Annotated in this window: 18 protein-coding genes; 9 read left to right on the top strand and 9 right to left on the bottom strand. The window is 65.4% G+C overall.

Annotation, left to right across the window (positions count from 1 at the left end):
- The first annotated feature begins 15 nt into the window (after positions 1-15).
- From HBE63_RS30510 to HBE63_RS30490, 5 genes are read left to right on the top strand one after another with little or no spacing between them, the layout of a single operon-like run.
- Complete coding sequence (locus tag HBE63_RS30510; protein WP_166908957.1) at positions 16-522, top strand: DUF2505 domain-containing protein; 507 nt, start codon at positions 16-18, stop codon at positions 520-522.
- 23 nt (positions 523-545) lie between these two features.
- Positions 546-1,058, top strand: coding sequence for a DUF2505 domain-containing protein (locus tag HBE63_RS30505; protein WP_208301257.1), 513 nt, complete (start codon positions 546-548; stop codon positions 1,056-1,058).
- Entirely contained in the window at positions 1,033-1,839 is an 807-nt protein-coding gene (locus HBE63_RS30500; protein ID WP_166910421.1) for a class I SAM-dependent methyltransferase, read from the top strand. Before HBE63_RS30505 ends, HBE63_RS30500 begins: the two co-directional genes overlap by 26 nt.
- A 5-nt stretch (positions 1,840-1,844) precedes the next feature.
- Positions 1,845-2,660 carry a carbon-nitrogen hydrolase family protein gene (locus HBE63_RS30495; RefSeq protein ID WP_166908955.1) on the top strand — a complete coding sequence of 272 codons (816 nt, stop codon included), beginning with the start codon at positions 1,845-1,847 and terminating at the stop codon, positions 2,658-2,660.
- Positions 2,657-3,544 (top strand): DUF2993 domain-containing protein, encoded by an 888-nt coding sequence (locus HBE63_RS30490; RefSeq protein WP_166908953.1) that lies wholly within the window; start codon positions 2,657-2,659, stop codon positions 3,542-3,544. The genes HBE63_RS30495 and HBE63_RS30490 overlap by 4 nt, the downstream gene beginning before the upstream one ends.
- Before the next feature lie 13 nt (positions 3,545-3,557).
- Here the strand turns inward: HBE63_RS30490 and HBE63_RS30485 are convergent, their stop codons facing one another.
- The 5 genes from HBE63_RS30485 to HBE63_RS30465 all read right to left on the bottom strand — a co-directional run bounded on the left by HBE63_RS30485 (position 3,558) and on the right by HBE63_RS30465 (position 6,879).
- Positions 3,558-3,986: a DUF2599 domain-containing protein gene (locus HBE63_RS30485; protein WP_166908951.1), complete on the bottom strand. Its 429-nt coding sequence runs from the start codon at positions 3,984-3,986 to the stop codon at positions 3,558-3,560.
- Between the two features lie 4 nt (positions 3,987-3,990).
- Entirely contained in the window at positions 3,991-4,275 is a 285-nt protein-coding gene (locus HBE63_RS30480; protein WP_166908949.1) for a DUF2516 family protein, read from the bottom strand.
- 70 nt (positions 4,276-4,345) lie between these two features.
- On the bottom strand, positions 4,346-4,984 hold the full coding sequence (locus HBE63_RS30475) for a heparin-binding hemagglutinin (RefSeq protein ID WP_166908947.1): 639 nt from the start codon (positions 4,982-4,984) through the stop codon (positions 4,346-4,348).
- A 15-nt stretch (positions 4,985-4,999) separates the two neighbouring features.
- A complete protein-coding gene (locus HBE63_RS30470) occupies positions 5,000-5,446 on the bottom strand; it encodes a helix-turn-helix domain-containing protein (protein ID WP_166908945.1) in 447 nt (148 codons plus the stop codon).
- An 89-nt stretch (positions 5,447-5,535) separates the two neighbouring features.
- Positions 5,536-6,879: a DUF445 domain-containing protein gene (locus tag HBE63_RS30465; protein ID WP_166908944.1), complete on the bottom strand. Its 1,344-nt coding sequence runs from the start codon at positions 6,877-6,879 to the stop codon at positions 5,536-5,538.
- Positions 6,880-6,985: 106 nt separating this feature from the next.
- Here HBE63_RS30465 and HBE63_RS30460 point away from each other — a divergent pair, with 106 nt between their 5' ends.
- From HBE63_RS30460 to HBE63_RS30450, 3 genes are read left to right on the top strand one after another with little or no spacing between them, the layout of a single operon-like run.
- Positions 6,986-7,687 (top strand): TetR/AcrR family transcriptional regulator, encoded by a 702-nt coding sequence (locus HBE63_RS30460; protein ID WP_166908942.1) that lies wholly within the window; start codon positions 6,986-6,988, stop codon positions 7,685-7,687.
- Positions 7,688-7,691: 4 nt separating this feature from the next.
- Positions 7,692-8,558, top strand: coding sequence for a polyphosphate kinase 2 family protein (locus HBE63_RS30455; protein ID WP_166908940.1), 867 nt, complete (start codon positions 7,692-7,694; stop codon positions 8,556-8,558).
- Positions 8,559-8,611: 53 nt separating this feature from the next.
- Positions 8,612-9,529, top strand: coding sequence for a hypothetical protein (locus HBE63_RS30450; protein ID WP_243858383.1), 918 nt, complete (start codon positions 8,612-8,614; stop codon positions 9,527-9,529).
- 21 nt (positions 9,530-9,550) lie between these two features.
- Here the strand turns inward: HBE63_RS30450 and HBE63_RS30445 are convergent, their stop codons facing one another.
- From HBE63_RS30445 to HBE63_RS30430, 4 genes are all read right to left on the bottom strand, one after another.
- Positions 9,551-10,426 carry a cyclopropane mycolic acid synthase family methyltransferase gene (locus HBE63_RS30445; RefSeq protein WP_166908938.1) on the bottom strand — a complete coding sequence of 292 codons (876 nt, stop codon included), beginning with the start codon at positions 10,424-10,426 and terminating at the stop codon, positions 9,551-9,553.
- A gap of 152 nt (positions 10,427-10,578) precedes the next feature.
- A complete protein-coding gene (locus HBE63_RS30440; protein ID WP_166908936.1) occupies positions 10,579-11,439 on the bottom strand; it encodes a 3-hydroxybutyryl-CoA dehydrogenase in 861 nt (286 codons plus the stop codon).
- A 152-nt stretch (positions 11,440-11,591) separates the two neighbouring features.
- The gene (gene aceA / locus HBE63_RS30435) at positions 11,592-12,878 is read right to left on the bottom strand and encodes an isocitrate lyase (protein ID WP_166908934.1); all 1,287 of its coding nucleotides are present in this window, start codon (positions 12,876-12,878) and stop codon (positions 11,592-11,594) included.
- A gap of 259 nt (positions 12,879-13,137) precedes the next feature.
- A complete protein-coding gene (locus HBE63_RS30430) occupies positions 13,138-13,959 on the bottom strand; it encodes an acyl-[acyl-carrier-protein] thioesterase (protein WP_166908932.1) in 822 nt (273 codons plus the stop codon).
- Between the two features lie 120 nt (positions 13,960-14,079).
- On the opposite strand from HBE63_RS30430, the gene ramB reads away from it, so the two are divergent.
- The gene (gene ramB / locus HBE63_RS30425; RefSeq protein WP_166908930.1) at positions 14,080-15,495 is read left to right on the top strand and encodes an acetate metabolism transcriptional regulator RamB; all 1,416 of its coding nucleotides are present in this window, start codon (positions 14,080-14,082) and stop codon (positions 15,493-15,495) included.
- Positions 15,496-15,551 lie beyond the last annotated feature (56 nt).

Below are 15,551 nucleotides of genomic sequence, written 5' to 3'. Positions count from 1 at the left end.
GTAGCCTGACCAGCTATGCCGCGATCATTCGACATGGCCACCGACTACGAAGGCAGCGTCGAACAGGTCCACCGGGCATTCGCTGACGAACGGTATTGGCTGGCCCGGCTGGCCGATTCCGGGGCCGACGAAACCAGGCTCGACGCCCTGAACGTGACCGACGACGGCGATATCGAGGCGGTCACCACGCAGATCCTGCGCGCAAGCCAGCTGCCCGGGCTGGTGTCGCAGTTTCACCGCGGCGATCTGTTCATCCGGCGCGAGGAGCATTGGCAGCCGATCCGTGACGGTGCATCCCACGGCACGGTGCAGGGCTCTGTCGCCGGGGCGCCGGTGTCCCTGTCGGGAACCGCGACGCTTTCCACCACCGGCGGTGGGTCCCGGCTGTCCGTGCACCTCACGGTCGAAGTCAGGGTGCCGCTGGTCGGCGGCAAGATCGAGAGTTTCATCGGCGGGCAGCTGGTCGACCTGTTGACCGCCGAGCAACGGTTCACGTCGGTGTGGATCACCGATCACAGCTGAGTCCGGCGGTACCTTCGGTAGCCATGAGCCGATCCCGGCAGTCGACGATGTCGTTCGACGTACCCGCCGAAACAATCTATGCCGTGTACGCGAACGGCGAGTACTGGCAGGCCCTGATGGACAGGTACGACGACCTCACACCAGGAAAATCCGACATCACGGCCTTCAGCTCCGACGAGGGCGGGATCACGGTTGAGTTCCGGCAGGTTCTGCCGCGCGCGGAGCTGCCCGCGATCCTGCGGTCGGTGATACCGCTCGATCTGGCCATCACCCGCAAGCAGTATTTCGGCCCGTTCGACCCCCACGGCGCCAACGGCCACTACACCGCGTCGGTTTCACACGCCCCGGGCCGGCTCGATGGCCGCTATGTGCTCACCGGAGTCTCCACGGGCAGCCGGCTGCAGGCCGACAGCACGTGCAAGGTGCCGATGCCCCTGGTCGGGGGCAAGCTCGAAGACCTGGTCCTGCAGTCCGTAAACGACGTGTTCAGCATCGAGGGGGCGTTCACCGCTGACTGGATCGCCGAGCACGTCTAGACCTGTCGGGGCGGTCACCCGCGGCACCACCGGGTACAACCGGCTGCGCCGCAGCGACCGCTGGCTGGTGCACTCGCCACGGGTGCGCAGCGTATTGCGGGCCGCGGGCGATCCACTGGTGGTCGACCTCGGGTACGGCGCGCTGCCGGTGACCACGCTCGAATTGGCCGCGCGGCTGCAATCGGTGCGCCCCGACGTACGCGTCGTCGGACTGGAGATCCACCCCGAACGCGTGTCCACCGCACGCGCGATGGCCGGCGGCAGCGACGTCCACTTCGCCCTCGGCGGGTTCGAGTTGGCCGGGCTGCGCCCGGTGCTGGTGCGGGCGTTCAACGTGTTGCGGCAGTACCCGGTCGAGGCAGTGCCCGAGGCCTGGGCGACGATGTCGCGCCGGCTCGCGCCCGGTGGGCTGATCGTCGACGGAACCTGCGACGAGCTGGGCCGCAGATGCTGCTGGGTACTGCTCGATGCGGACGGGCCGGTGAGCCTGACCCTGGCGTGTGACCCGTTCAGCATCGAGCGGCCGTCGGATCTGGCCGAACGGCTGCCCAAGGTGCTGATCCACCACAACGTCGAAGGGCAGCCCATCCACGCGCTGCTCGGCGCGGCCGACCGGGCCTGGGCCAGCGCGGCCGGGCACGGGGTGTTCGGGCCTCGGGTGCGCTGGCGAGCCATGGTGCAGTTGTTGCGTGCCGAGGGCCACCCGGTCGCCGCGCCGCGCCGCCGGTTGCGCGACGGGGTGCTCACAGTCCCGTGGTCTTCCGTGGCGCCACTAAGCTGAACCGCATGCGAATTGCCCTGGCGCAGATCGCGACCGGCACGGACCCGTCGTCGAATTTGGTGCTGGTCGAGGAGTACACCCGGCGCGCCGCCGCTGACGGCGCCCGGTTGGTGTTGTTCCCCGAGGCCACCATGTGCCGGTTCGGGGTGCCACTGGGCCCCGTCGCCGAGGATCTCGACGGGCCGTGGGCGACGGCGGTGCGCGAGATCGCCGCGCAGGCCGGGGTCGTCGTGGTGGCCGGGATGTTCACCCCGAGCCAGGACGGGCGGGTCACCAACACCCTGATCGCGACCGGTCCCGGGGTGGACGCGCACTACCACAAGATCCACCTCTACGACGCCTTCGGATTCGCCGAATCGCGCACTGTGGCACCCGGTTTCGAGCCGGTGACGATCACCGTCGACGGGGCGACCGTCGGCCTGAGCACCTGCTACGACATCCGATTCCCGGAGCTCTACGTGGAGCTGGCCCGTCGCGGCGCCCAGCTGATCACCGTGCACGCCTCGTGGGGGTCCGGGCCCGGCAAGCTGGAGCAGTGGACCCTGCTGGCCCGGGCCCGTGCGCTGGACACCACCGGATTCATCGCCGCGGTGGACCAGGCCTATCCGGGCGAGGAAATCGCCAAGGTCGGGCCGACGGGTGTCGGCGGCAGTCTGGTGGCCTCCCCCACCGGAGAGGTTCTCGCCGCGGCCGGCGCCGAGCGGGAGTTGCTGGTCTTCGACGTCGACCTCGATGCCGCCAACCAGGTCCGGGACACCATCGCTGTGCTGCAGAACCGCTCACAGTTCGCTCAGTTCGGTAAGGCACAATCGCTGGGGTGACCGATCCCTGGGCTCGCCCAACCGACCAGTCCCCGCCAGCGCCTTCGGCGGAGCAGCCGCCGCAGCCGCCACCGCCCGACCAGCCTGAGCAGCCGGCATCCGACGCTCAGCGGCCGCAGGACACGTCGGCACTGGCGAAGGTCAAGAAGCTGCTGTCGGATCCGTTGTCGGTGGTGCTGGTCTTCGTGATCGTGGTGGCCCTGGTCGCCGCCGGTGTGCTCGGCGGCGAGCTGTATGCCCGCAGCCGTGCCGACAAGATCGTCGCCTCCATCGTGGAATGCATCGTTGATGACGGCGCCACGGCCTCGTTCGACCCGCTGCCACCGTTCCTGATGCAGCACGTGACCGGGCACTACACGAACATCAACATCGAGACCGCGGGCAACCAGATCCGCGAAGCCAAGGGCATGAAGGTGAAGCTGGGCATCGAGGATGTCCGGATCAAGGAAACCGCCGACGCCAGCGGCACCGTGGGCTCGCTGGTCGCCGACATCACCTGGAACACCGACGGCATCCGCCAGACCGTGGCCGACATGGTGCAGCTGCCGTTCATCGGCTCGGCCATCTCGGATGTGCGGACCAATCCGTCCAACGGGACGATCGAACTGAAGGGCCTGCTCGGCACCATCACGGCCAAGCCCACCGTGGTCAACAAGGGCATTTCGCTGCAGATCGTCGACCTGAGCGCGATCGGCCTGTCCTGGCCACGAGAGACCCTGCAGCCGATCCTGGACAAGTTCACCGCCCAGCTGACCGAGAACTATCCGATGGGGATCCACGCCGACAGCGTGCAGGTCACCGACAGCGGTGTGGTGGCGAAGTTCTCCACGACGAATGCGTCGATGCCCAAGGCTGTCGACGATCCCTGCTTCGACAAGCTCTAGGAGGAGCTGCCGGTCAGAACGGTTCCTCGCTGCCGCCGGGATTGCACCCGCCGGCCAGCATCACCTCGGGGGCGACCTCGGGTCGCCACGGCTCCAGATTCCAGCTGGTCTTGCCGGGTTCGGCGAGTTCAGCGAACGTCCAGTGGCACAGGAACTGCTCACGCATCCCGGGAAGGTCGGCATCCGGGGACACTGCCAGCACCTCGGCCCAGGCCTGGTCGGCCTCCGCGGCGCTGCCCGGCTGGTGGGTGAGCGCCCGGGCGATGTCGGTGGGATAGACGCGCAGGCTCGACAGATCGCCCCATTTGGCCCATTCGACGTGGTCGACATAGACGTGGTCACCGGAGTTCGGGCGGGGGTCGGCGGCTACGCCGGGGGCCCAGGTCAGTGCCGCGCCCAGCGCGAGGCATGCCGCGCCGAGCGCGGCCACTGGCGAGCGCACCGGGTCAGCGCGACTTTCCCTGGATCTCGAGCAGTTTGGGCCGCACATCGACGAGGTAGACGCCTGCGGCGCAGGCCGCGATGACGGGGATGAACACCCCACCCACCAGCAGCGTCAGCACCGCGCTCACGCCCAGGATCGCCAGCCATACCGGCTTGGTGAGCTTGCCGGTGGCCGTATAGGCGTCCGGGCGCTGGCGAGCCGCATGCACGAAGGCGTACACGGCGACGAGGACGACCACGTAACCGAGTACGGAAATAATGACGCCCGCAAGGTTGGCAAGTTGCACCTCACCAGCCTATGCGGGCGTCATCGTCAGCGTCGAGCGGCGGGCGCTACGCCCGCCGTCAACGTCGGCACTACTTCTGGGTGACCTTCTTGGCCGGAGCGGCCGTGGTCTTCTTGGCGGCCGGGGTGGCAGCCTTCTTGGCCGGAGCAGCCGGGGCCTTCTTGGCGGGGGCGGCCTTCTTGGCGGGGGCGGCAGCGGGCGCTGCAGCCTTCTCGGCCTTCTTCGGCAGCTCGACGCCGACCAGCTTGGCGGCACGCTCGCCGACCGCGCGGGTCTGGGTGGCCACGGTGCCCAGGGCGTCCTGGGTCAGCTCGACGGCCTGGTCGGTGTAACCCTCGACCCGGCTGGCGGCTTCTTCGATGGCCGGCTGGCTGCGCAGGCGCTCCAGCGCCGCCTCGCCACGCTCGACCAGCTTGTTGTAGGTCGCGGTGGCCTGATCGGCGTAACCCTCGGCGGCCTTGCGCAGCTCGTCGGAGTTCAGCTTCTCGCGCAGCTCACCGAACTGGCCCGGCAGATCTTCCTGCAGCTTGTTCAGGCGGGCACGGCTCTCCTCGACGCGGGCCTCGGCGTCGGTGCGCGCGTCCTCGGCCCGCTCACGCAGGCTGGCGACGATCTCGTTGACCGTGGCCAGGGCCAGGTCGGCGGCGCCGACGGCGGCCAGCAGCGGGGCCTTGAGGTCTTCGATGGTGGGCTGAGTCTTCTCGGTCATGCGAATTCCTTTCTCTCAGATGGGCTTTTCGTGCGAATGGTTATCGGCAGTCGGTGAGGTGTCAGTCGGATCAGATGTCTGCTCCTCACCTGCTTCGGCTTCGTTCTGCTGCCGGAACGATGTGTAGATATCGAGCAGCACCTGCTTCTGCCGCTCGGTGATCCCCACGTCGTTGACAATGGCGTCGCGGACCTCGCTGGGCTCGCTGGGCTCCAAGATCCCGGCACGCACATAGAGGACTTCCGCAGACACCCGAAGTGCCTTCGCGATCTGGTTGAGCACGTCGGCGGAGGGTTTCCGCAATCCCCGTTCGATCTGGCTCAGGTAGGGATTGCTGACGCCGGCCTTCTCGGCCAGCTGCCGAACCGATACCTGTGCCGCCTCACGCTGGGCCCGGATGAAGCTTCCGATGTCCTGCGCAGCGTTGGAGACAACAGCCGCGAGATTTTCGTCTTGCGCCATGCCATCCCCCTCGTAGGCCGTGTATCCGATAACGACAAAATTCACGCTACGACGGGGTGCTAACTTTTGCAAGCACTAGTTAGCGCAGGTCAGAAGAGTAGTTGGGCTATCGAGTAGATGGCCAGGCCCGCCAACGAACCCACCACAGTGCCGTTGATCCGGATAAATTGCAGGTCACGGCCCACGTGGAGCTCAATCCGGCGGCTCGCCTCGTCGGCATCCCACCGTTCGATGGTCTCGGTGATGATTGCTGTGATCTCGGTCCCATACTCGGCGACCAGGTGTTTTGCCCCCCGGACGATCCAGCTGTCGACCTTGTCGCGTAGCTCGGCATCGTCACGCAGCGACTCCCCGATACGCATCACCGAGTCAGCAATCCGGGTGCGCAGCGCCGACGACGGGTCATCCACCGACTCCAGGATGATCCGCTTGGCCGCCGCCCACGCAGTCTCGGCCGCCCGCGCCACCTCGTCGCGGCCCATGATCTGTTCCTTGACGTTCTCGGCGCGCTGAATCGTCGCCTCGTCGTTCTGCAGGTCGTCGGCGAACTCGAACAGGAACCGGGTGGCTGAGCGGCGCAGCTCGTGGTCGGGGTTACGGCGCACCTTGTCGGTGAAGTCCATCAGCTCCCGGTGGATCCGGTCACCGACCAGGTGGTCCATCCAGCGTGGCGACCAGGTCGGCGAATCCCGCTCGATCACCCGCTCGATCACCTCACCGGAGTTGAGCGACCACTGGAACGCCCGGTCGCACAACAGCTGGATCAGCGCTTCCTGACGACCCTCCTGCAGGAGTGTGGAGAGCACCCGGCCGATCGGCGGGCCCCATTTGGGTTCGGCGATACGTTTGACGATCATCCGGTCCAGCACGTGCTGGACGTCCTCGTCGCGCAGCATCTCCACCCCGACCCGCAGCACGGTCGATGCCTCGGCGGCCACCCGCTCGGCATGCGGGCGGTCGCACAGCCACTTGCCCAACCGGCCCGCCACCTGGGCGTCGTGCAGTTTGGTCGCGATCACCTCGGGAGACATGAAGTTCTCCCGGACGAACGTGCCCAAACCCTCGCCCAGCTGGTCCTTCTTGCGCTTGATGATGGCCGTGTGCGGGATCGGCAAACCCAGCGGATGCTTGAACAGCGCGGTCACGGCGAACCAGTCCGCAAGCGCGCCGACCATGCCCGCCTCGGCCGCCGCGCGCACATATCCAATCCATGGCGCCGCACCCAGCCCTGCCGCTCCCCGCGACTGCGCCCACGTGCACAACAGGAAGATCACGGTGGCGCCGACGAGGAAGCTCAGCGCGACCAGCTTCATCCGCCGCAAATCCCGTATGCGCTCGGCATCAGCGGCGCTGTCCGCACCGGCCAGCGTCTCGGCAAAACTTTGCCGCGGGCCCGCAAGGGCGCGGACTCCCGCGTCAGATCGATGTGCCACGTTTCCATCTTGCGCTATCGCAGCGACTGACGGCCTGACCCTGGATCCGGTATCCGCAGATTCGCCGTAGTATTAAGCGGAACTAGGGAATGGGACTACTGCGACTGTGGCACAGACTCCGCCGGTGACGGTGAAGACCGATGGACGCAAGCGGCGCTGGCACCAGCACAAGGTGGAGCGGCGCAATGAATTGGTAGACGGCACCCTGGAAGCGATCCGGCGCCGCGGTAGCAACGTCAGCATGGACGAAATCGCTGCCGAGATCGGCGTGTCCAAGACCGTGCTGTACCGCTACTTCGTCGACAAGAACGACCTCACCACCGCAGTCATGATGCGATTCGCCCAGACCACCCTGATCCCGAACATGGCTGCCGCTCTGTCGTCCAACCTCGACGGTTTCGACCTGACCCGCGAGATCATCAAGGTCTACGTGGAGACTGTTGCCGCCGAACCGGAACCGTATCGCTTCGTGATGGCCAACAACTCGGCCAGCAAGAGCAAGGCCGTCGCCGATTCCGAGCAGATCATCGCGCGCATGCTGGCCGTGATGCTGCGCCGCCGGATGGCCCAGGCCGGCATGGACACCCGCGGCGCCGAGGCCTGGGCGTTCCACACCGTCGGTGGGGTCCAGCTGGCCACCCACTCGTGGATGTCGAACCCGCGGATGACCGCCGATGACCTGATCGACTACCTGACCATGCTGTCCTGGAACGCACTGTGCGGCATCGTCGAAGTCGGCGGCTCGTTGGACAAGTTCAACTCACTGCCGCACCCATCACCGGTTTTGCCGCCGCAACTGCTTGACTGAACGGGTGACCGACAAGGACCTGCCTGCACTGTGGACCCACGAACCACATGATCATCTGGTTTTTCGTCCGGGCGACCAGGTTGCGCGCATCGATGCCAACGGCACTCCGGGATTCCGCGGTAACAAGAGCGATGCGCCCACCCTGCAGACCGAGCGCAATCTGAGGTTGGCCTCGCTGCAGGAAATGCTCTACGCCGGCTCCAAAAGCGGTGACGACAACCGCTCGGTTCTGCTGATCCTGCAGGGCATGGACACCGCCGGCAAGGGCGGCATCGTCAAACATGTTGTGGGAGCCGCAAATCCGCAAGGTGTCCGGTACACCAGCTTTGGCAAACCAACCGAGGAGGAGCGGGCCCACCACTACCTGTGGCGGATTCGCAACGCCCTTCCACCGGCCGGCCACATCGGGGTCTTCGACCGTTCGCACTACGAGGACGTGCTGATCGTCCGCGTGCACAACCTGGTACCACCGGATGTCTGGGGCGGCCGCTACGACGAGATCAACGCCTTCGAACGCGAATTGGTCGATGCCGGCACCACTCTGGTGAAAGTGGCCATGTTCGTCTCACTCGCCGAGCAGAAGGAGCGGCTGGCCGCGCGGCTCGAACGGCCCGACAAGTACTGGAAATACAATCCGGCCGACATCGACGAGCGCCTGCTGTGGCCCAAGTACCAGGAGGCCTACCAGGCCATGCTGGAGAAGACGTCGACCGACTATGCGCCGTGGCACATCGTGCCGTGCGACAAGAAGTGGTACAGCCGGCTCGCCATCACCGAGCTGCTCATCGAGGCACTCAAAGGCCTCAACATGTCGTGGCCGCCGGCGGACTTCGACGTCGAGCTGGAGAAGAAGCGGCTGGCCGAGGCCTGATCTTCTGCGCCGACGCGGGAACCGGTTGCCTGCGCCCCACGTCCAATACCGATGTGGGGGAGATCGTTGTGGGCAGTGAGGCGATGGCGGCTGGGACCGTCACCCGCCACGTGTTGCGGTCCAAATATGTGATGGTGCACCAGAATGTCTATGCGCCAACGGGCTTTCCGCTGACCGCGCGTGATCGGGCGACAGCGGCGTGGCTGTGGTCCAGACGCGCCGCCACACTGTCCGGCTACTCCGCGGCCGCAGTGCTGGGCAGCAAGTGGCTGCCCGACAACGCGCCGGCCGAACTCGCCCGCATCCGTCAGCCCTCCCCGCCCGGGATCCTGATCCACACCGGCGTCATCGCCAATGACGAGCTGTCCGTCATCGGCGACATGACCTGCACCAACGTCGCACGGACCTGCTATGACATCGGGCGACGCCGGCCGCTCGACACCGCGATCATCCGGATCGATGCGCTGCTCAACAGCACCCGCGGAACCGTCGCCGACGTCAGTTCGATCGCCGAACGCTACCCGGGAGCGCGACGCATTCGTCGGCTGCGTCAAGCACTCGATCTGGCCGATGCCGGGGCGGAATCTCCGCAAGAGACCAGGCTGCGCTTGCTTCTCGTGCGCGGCGGGCTGCCCCGTCCCGTCACCCAGATACCGGTGGCAGACGAATGGGGACGCGTCCGTCGCCGGATCGACATGGGCTGGCCGGACTGGATGGTCGGGGTTGAGTACGACGGAGAACAGCATTGGAGCAGCCCGGCCGACTACGAGAACGACATCGTGCGGTTGGAGTTTCTCGCCGCCCGAGGCTGGACCATCGTGCGGGTCAGCGCGCGTCAACTGGAATATCGCGGGCCGGAGGTGATCACCCGCGCCTGGGATGCATTGCGCCGGGCCGGGTACAGCCCCTACAAAAGCGCCGAGACTACGGATTGTGGCGCGAAATCTTCGAAATCGCGCCAAGAACCGTAGTCTCGGCGAAAGAGAAAGAACTTACTTGACGAGCGTGAACTGGCCGATGTTGGTGATGCCACGACGGAAGAAGTCGGCGCAACCGGTCAGGTACTTCATGTACCGGTCGTAGACCTCCTGGCCCTGCATGGCGATGGCCTCGTCCTTCTTGGCCTCGAGGTTGGCCGCCCACATATCCAGCGTCCGCGCGTAGTGCGGGCGCAGCAGGTGGGTGCGCTCCAGCTTGAAGCCCGAGCCGTCGGCAAGCTTCTCGATGTCCTCGACCGCGGGCAGCTGCCCGCCGGGGAAGATCTCCTCGCCGATGAACTTCATGAACTTCAGATCACTGATGGTCAGCTTGATGTTGTTCTCACGGAAGAACTGCTGGGTGTGCGCCAGGATCGTGTGCAGCAACATCCGGCCGCCGTTCTCCGGCAGGATGCTGTAGGCCCGCTCGAAGAACACCGGGTAACGCTCCTGCTTGAACGCCTCGAACGCACCGATGGACACGATGCGGTCGACGGGCTCGTTGAACTCTTCCCAACCCTGCAGCCGGATCTCGACGTTGCGCTTGGTCTCGATCTTGGCCAGCCGCTTGCGGGCGTAGTCGGACTGTTCCTTGCTCAGCGTGATGCCGATGACGTTGACGTCGTAGTTGGTCAGCGCGCGCTCCAGCGCGCCGCCCCAGCCACAGCCGATGTCGAGCAGCGTCATGCCCGGCTTGATGTCGAGCTTGCCCAGCGCGAGGTCGAACTTGGCGTTCTGCGACTCTTCGAGGTTCATGTCCTCGCGCTCGTAGTAGCCGCAGGTGTATCCCATGGTCGGGCCGAGCCACAGGGCGAAGAATTCATTCGAGATGTCGTAGATCGACTGCGACTCCTCGTAGTACGGAGCAAGATCGGACTCGACGTTAGACATGCGAAAAATTACCTCTTTGCGTTTCTGCTGCTGGCGACCATTGGTTTGGGGCCGACATACGTTCTTTACATGCAGACTCTATAGAACGAGCCAGCAGGCCCTACTGTGGGTAGACTAGCTAAGCCTCGGCCATAGTGCCAGCGCGCCCCTTCTCAGTACGTGTAGAAGCCCTGGCCCGATTTCTTGCCCAGCTGTCCCGCCTCCACCATGCGCAGCAGTAGCGGTGGCGCGGCGTACAAAGGCTCTTTGAACTCGTCAAACATCTTGTCGGCGATGAGCTTCAGAGTGTCCAATCCGACCAGATCGGACAGCCGCAGCGGCCCCATCGGGTGGGACAGCCCGGCCACCACCGCTTTGTCGACGTCTTCAATTGTGGCAAAGCCGCCCTCGACCATCCGGACCGCTGCCAGGAGGTATGGAACCAGCAACGCGTTGACCACAAAACCGGACCGGTCAGAACAACGGACAACCTGTTTCCCGAGAACCGTGCCGGCGAATTCCTCGACGCGCGCAGCGGCGGCGTCTGCGGTCACCAGGGTGCTGACCAATTCGACCAAGGGCAACACCGGAACCGGGTTGAAAAAGTGCAGGCCCAGCACCCTGGCAGGATTCTGGGTAGCTGCTGCGAGTTTCATGATCGGGATGCTCGAGGTGTTGGAGGCGAGCACCGCGTCGGGGTCGGTGATCACGCGATCCAGGTCCGCGAAGATCTTCGCCTTGACGTTCTCGTCCTCGATCACGGCCTCGATGACCAATTGCCGGTCGGCCAGCTCGTCGATCGTGGTGGTGAACTTCAGCTTGTCCAGCGCGGCGTCCTTCTCCCGCTCTGTGACCTTGCCTGCGCTGACCGCCCGCTCGAGCGATTTGGTGATGCGGTTGCGGCCCGCGGTGACCAGCGCGTCGCTGGTCTCGAACACCAACACGTCCACTCCGGCACGCGCGGACACCTCGGCGATGCCGGCGCCCATCTGGCCGGCACCGATCACACCTACTCGTTCAATTTGATTGCTCACTACACCACTTTCTCAATACACAGATACGCGACAGGCCCCGCCCAAGAATTCTGAGCGGGGCCCGCGCTGTCAAGGATTGCCGCGAGCAGACGTAAACCTGTCCATTTCAGTGCGAAAATGTGCAGGTTTGTGTCTGCTCGGCGGAGTGGGACTTAGTGGAACTGGCCCTCTTCGGTGGAACCGGCCAGCGCGGTGGTCGAGCTGGTCGGGTCCACGGTGGTGGCGATCCGGTCGAAGTAGCCGGCGCCGACCTCACGCTGGTGCTTGGTGGCGGTGTAACCGCGCTCCTCGGCGGCGAACTCGCGCTCCTGCAGCTCCACGTACGCCTTCATCTGCTCGCGGGCGTAGCCGTGAGCCAGGTCGAACATCGAGTAGTTGAGGGCGTGGAAGCCGGCCAGCGTGATGAACTGGAACTTGAAGCCCATCGCGCCCAGCTCGCGCTGGAACTTGGCGATGGTGTCGTCGTCCAGGTGCTGGCGCCAGTTGAACGACGGCGAGCAGTTGTAGGACAGCATCTGGTCCGGGAACTCGCTCTTGACGCCCTCGGCGAACTTCTTGGCCAGCTCGAGGTCCGGGGTGCCGGTCTCCATCCAGATCAGGTCTGCGTACGGCGCGTAGGCCTTGGCGCGGGCGATGCACGGCTCCAGGCCGTTCTGCACCCGGTAGAAGCCTTCGTTGGTGCGCTCACCGGTGATGAACGGGCGGTCACGCTCGTCGACATCGGAGGTGATCAGGGTGGCGGCCTCGGCGTCGGTGCGGGCGATGACCAGGGTGGGCACGTCGGCGACGTCAGCGGCCAGGCGGGCCGAGGTCAGGGTGCGGATGTGCTGCTGGGTCGGGATCAGCACCTTGCCACCGAGGTGGCCGCACTTCTTCTCCGAGGCCAGCTGATCCTCCCAGTGCGAACCCGCGACACCGGCGGCGATCATGGCCTTCTGGAGCTCGTAGACGTTGAGCGCTCCACCGAAGCCGGCCTCGCCGTCGGCGACGATCGGGGCGAGCCAGTTCTCGACCGAGGTGTCGCCCTCGACCTTGGCGATCTGGTCGGCACGCATCAGCGCGTTGTTGATGCGGCGCACCACCTGCGGCACCGAGTTGGCCGGGTAGAGGCTCTGGTCGGGGTAGGTGTGGCCGGACAGGTTCGCGTCACCGGCGACCTGCCACCCGGACAGGTAGATGGCCTTCAGGCCGGCGCGGACCTGCTGCACGGCCTGGTTGCCGGTCAGCGCGCCCAGCGCGTTGACGAAGTCCATGTCGTGGAGCTGCTCCCACAGCACCTCGGCGCCGCGACGGGCCAGGGTGTTCTCCTCGACGACGGAGCCCTGCAGGGCAACCACGTCGGCCGGGGTGTAGGTACGGGTGATGCCCTTCCAGCGGGGGTTGTGATCCCAGTCGTGCTGGATCTGCTCCGGTGACTTGGGGGTGCCCACGGTCGACATAGGACTGCTCCTTCGGTTTTGGTCCGCCGCGTCGCGCCTCGTTACTTGCTAACGCCGCAGCAGCTTCACTGGTGTGCTAATCCGAAGATGTCACAACCTATATCCGCAGGTCCACCCGTTTCAGTTGCCAAGTTTCGCCAAAGCGCTTAGCTAACTTGCAAAGGTTGCGAAGAAATATGATGGCTGTACCGGTCAGAAGCTACCGGCGAGTAGCTCAAAGACGCAGGTCAGTACGCTCGTACTGTTAAACCGGGCGGGGTCAGAGCGAGAACAGGGATGCGATCGCTTTTGTCTCGTCGCCGACGGCATATGTGAGCGTTCTAACAGTGCGGTCGGTGAGCTCTTCACCAAAATTGTCGGTCGATCCGGCGGGGTGAACGTGCGACAGGATCTCGAGTTTCTCGCCGAGGGCCACCGCGGCATCGTGCTCGATGGTCACCCGCAGCGGTTTCTCCAGCAGCTCGGGGTGGGAGTACAGATAGTCCTCGATCACCGTCCAGTACACCGAGTTGTTCATGTGGTCGAACAGGTCGATGTCGGACACCCGCACCGGGTACTCACGGATCTCCGCGGCATCCTCACGGCTGCCGGCCTTCAGATAGGACTTCCAGCGCAGCCGTGCCTCGTCGGTGGTGCGGCGCAGGCCCGACAGGAAGTCATCAGAGATGCGGGAGGGCCCCTGGGTCTCCCGGTTGATGTGGATCCAGAACGCCTCCGATTCCATCAGCCCGCCCTTGCGCCCATCGATACGCACCCGCATCTCGCACCACCGGTTGGACGTTCCCGAACACCACCGCCGCATCCGCAGTATGTCGCCGCCCTCGATAGGCCGGATCAGATCGATCATCGTGCGCCGCACGATCCACGCGGGGTGGACGTCTTCGTAGCCCATCTCCCGCAGTTGGTCCTGACCGATGTCCTGAATGTGTCGGCACGCGCCGTCGAATCGCAGCCGCCCGTTGCGGTCGACATCGGCCATCCGCAGCGGCCATTCCCGGTCGAAGACATCGGGATGGGGATCGGGCACCGGCATCATCACCTTGTTCAGCCCGGTGGTCGAATTCTGCGCGGTTCCCGTCATGGTCATCTCTCCAGTCGCTGTCGTCTGAGCCGATCATGCCAGGCGGCCCGCTAATGCCAGTAGTGCCCAAATTGCCAAGAATGCAAAGGTCACCTTCACACCCTTGTTAGGCTGTTTGACGTGGCAAAAACCTTCGTCGGGTCGCGGGTGCGGCAACTACGGAGCGAGCGTGGATTCAGCCAGGCGGCGCTGGCCCAGATGCTCGAGATCTCCCCCAGTTACCTCAATCAGATCGAGCACGACGTGCGGCCACTCACCGTGGCGGTGCTGCTGCGCATCACCGAGGTCTTCGGGGTGGACGCGACGTTCTTCGCCTCGCACGACGACACCCGACTGGTCGCCGAGATGCGCGAGGTGGCGATGGACCGTGACCTCGGCGCCGACATGGATATCGCCGAAGTCGCCGACATGGTGGCGGCCTACCCGAATTTCGCCCGGGCGATGGTCAATCTGCACCGCCGGTACCGGTTGACCACCACACAATTGGCTGCCGCCACCGAAGACCGCTACTCCGACGGCAGCGGCAGCGGTTCGATCACCATGCCGCACGAGGAAGTGCGCGACTACTTCTACCAGCGGCAGAACTACCTGCATGAGCTCGATACCGCCGCCGAGGACCTGACCGCCAAGATCCGGATGCACCGGGGTGATCTGGCCGGCGAGCTGGCCAACCGGCTGACCGCCGAGCACGGGGTACGGGTCGTGCGACGCATCGATCTGGGCGACACCGTGCTACACCGCTACGACCCGGCCACCAAGACCTTGGAGATGGGCAATCATCTCTCCCGGGGCCAGCAGGTGTTCAAGATGGCGGCCGAACTGGCCTTCCTGGAGTTCGGCGACCTCATCGACAAGATGGTCGACGAAGGCATGTTCACCAGCGTCGAATCCCGCACCCTGGCCCGGCTCGGTCTGGCCAACTACTTCGCCGCGGCAACCGTGCTCCCCTACCGCCAATTCCACGATGTCGCCGAGAATTTCCGCTATGACGTGGAGCGGCTGTCGGCGTTCTACTCGGTGAGCTACGAGACCATCGCACACCGGCTTTCCACCCTGCAACGTCCGTCGATGCGGGGTGTGCCGTTCTCCTTCGTCCGCGTCGACCGCGCCGGAAATATGTCAAAACGCCAGTCCGCCACCGGATTTCACTTCTCATCGTCTGGCGGCACCTGCCCGCTGTGGAACGTCTACGAGACGTTCGGCAATCCCGGCAGGATCGGCGTGCAGATCGCCCAGATGCCCGACGGGCGCAACTACATGTGGGTGGCCCGCACCGTGGAGCGTCGCGCCTCGCGCTACGGCCAGCCCGGCAAGACCTTCGCGATCGGGCTGGGATGCGAACTGCGCCATGCTCATCGGCTGGTGTACTCCGAAGGGCTGGACCTCTCCGGCGAGGTGGCAACGCCCATCGGCTCCGGTTGCCGAGTGTGCGAACGCGACAACTGCCCGCAACGCGCGTTCCCCGCGCTCGGTAAGGCCCTGGACCTCAACGAACACCGCTCTACGGTGTCGCCGTATCTGGTGCGTCAGCCGTAACCTCGTCCCAGCCTCGGATATCCCCCCGTTTTCTACCCAGTGGTCGCTCCTCGAGA

The sequence above is a fragment of the Mycobacterium sp. DL440 genome, from assembly GCF_011745145.1.
Classification (GTDB): domain Bacteria; phylum Actinomycetota; class Actinomycetes; order Mycobacteriales; family Mycobacteriaceae; genus Mycobacterium.
The sequence above is the reverse complement of the archived record's forward strand: the minus strand, read 5'-3'. Positions and strand labels throughout refer to the sequence as shown.

Bases quoted from the DNA above. Each gene is read 5' to 3' on its own strand.
- HBE63_RS30505 (WP_208301257.1), top strand. From the start codon at position 546: ATGAGCCGATCCCGGCAGTCGACGATGTCGTTCGACGTACCCGCCGAA.
- HBE63_RS30495 (WP_166908955.1), top strand. From the start codon at position 1,845: ATGCGAATTGCCCTGGCGCAGATCGCGACCGGCACGGACCCGTCGTCG.
- aceA (WP_166908934.1), bottom strand. From the start codon at position 12,878: ATGTCGACCGTGGGCACCCCCAAGTCACCGGAGCAGATCCAGCACGAC.
- HBE63_RS30475 (WP_166908947.1), bottom strand. From the start codon at position 4,984: ATGACCGAGAAGACTCAGCCCACCATCGAAGACCTCAAGGCCCCGCTG.
- HBE63_RS30430 (WP_166908932.1), bottom strand. From the start codon at position 13,959: ATGACGGGAACCGCGCAGAATTCGACCACCGGGCTGAACAAGGTGATG.
- HBE63_RS30445 (WP_166908938.1), bottom strand. From the start codon at position 10,426: ATGTCTAACGTCGAGTCCGATCTTGCTCCGTACTACGAGGAGTCGCAG.
- HBE63_RS30470 (WP_166908945.1), bottom strand. From the start codon at position 5,446: ATGGCGCAAGACGAAAATCTCGCGGCTGTTGTCTCCAACGCTGCGCAG.
- HBE63_RS30510 (WP_166908957.1), top strand. From the start codon at position 16: ATGCCGCGATCATTCGACATGGCCACCGACTACGAAGGCAGCGTCGAA.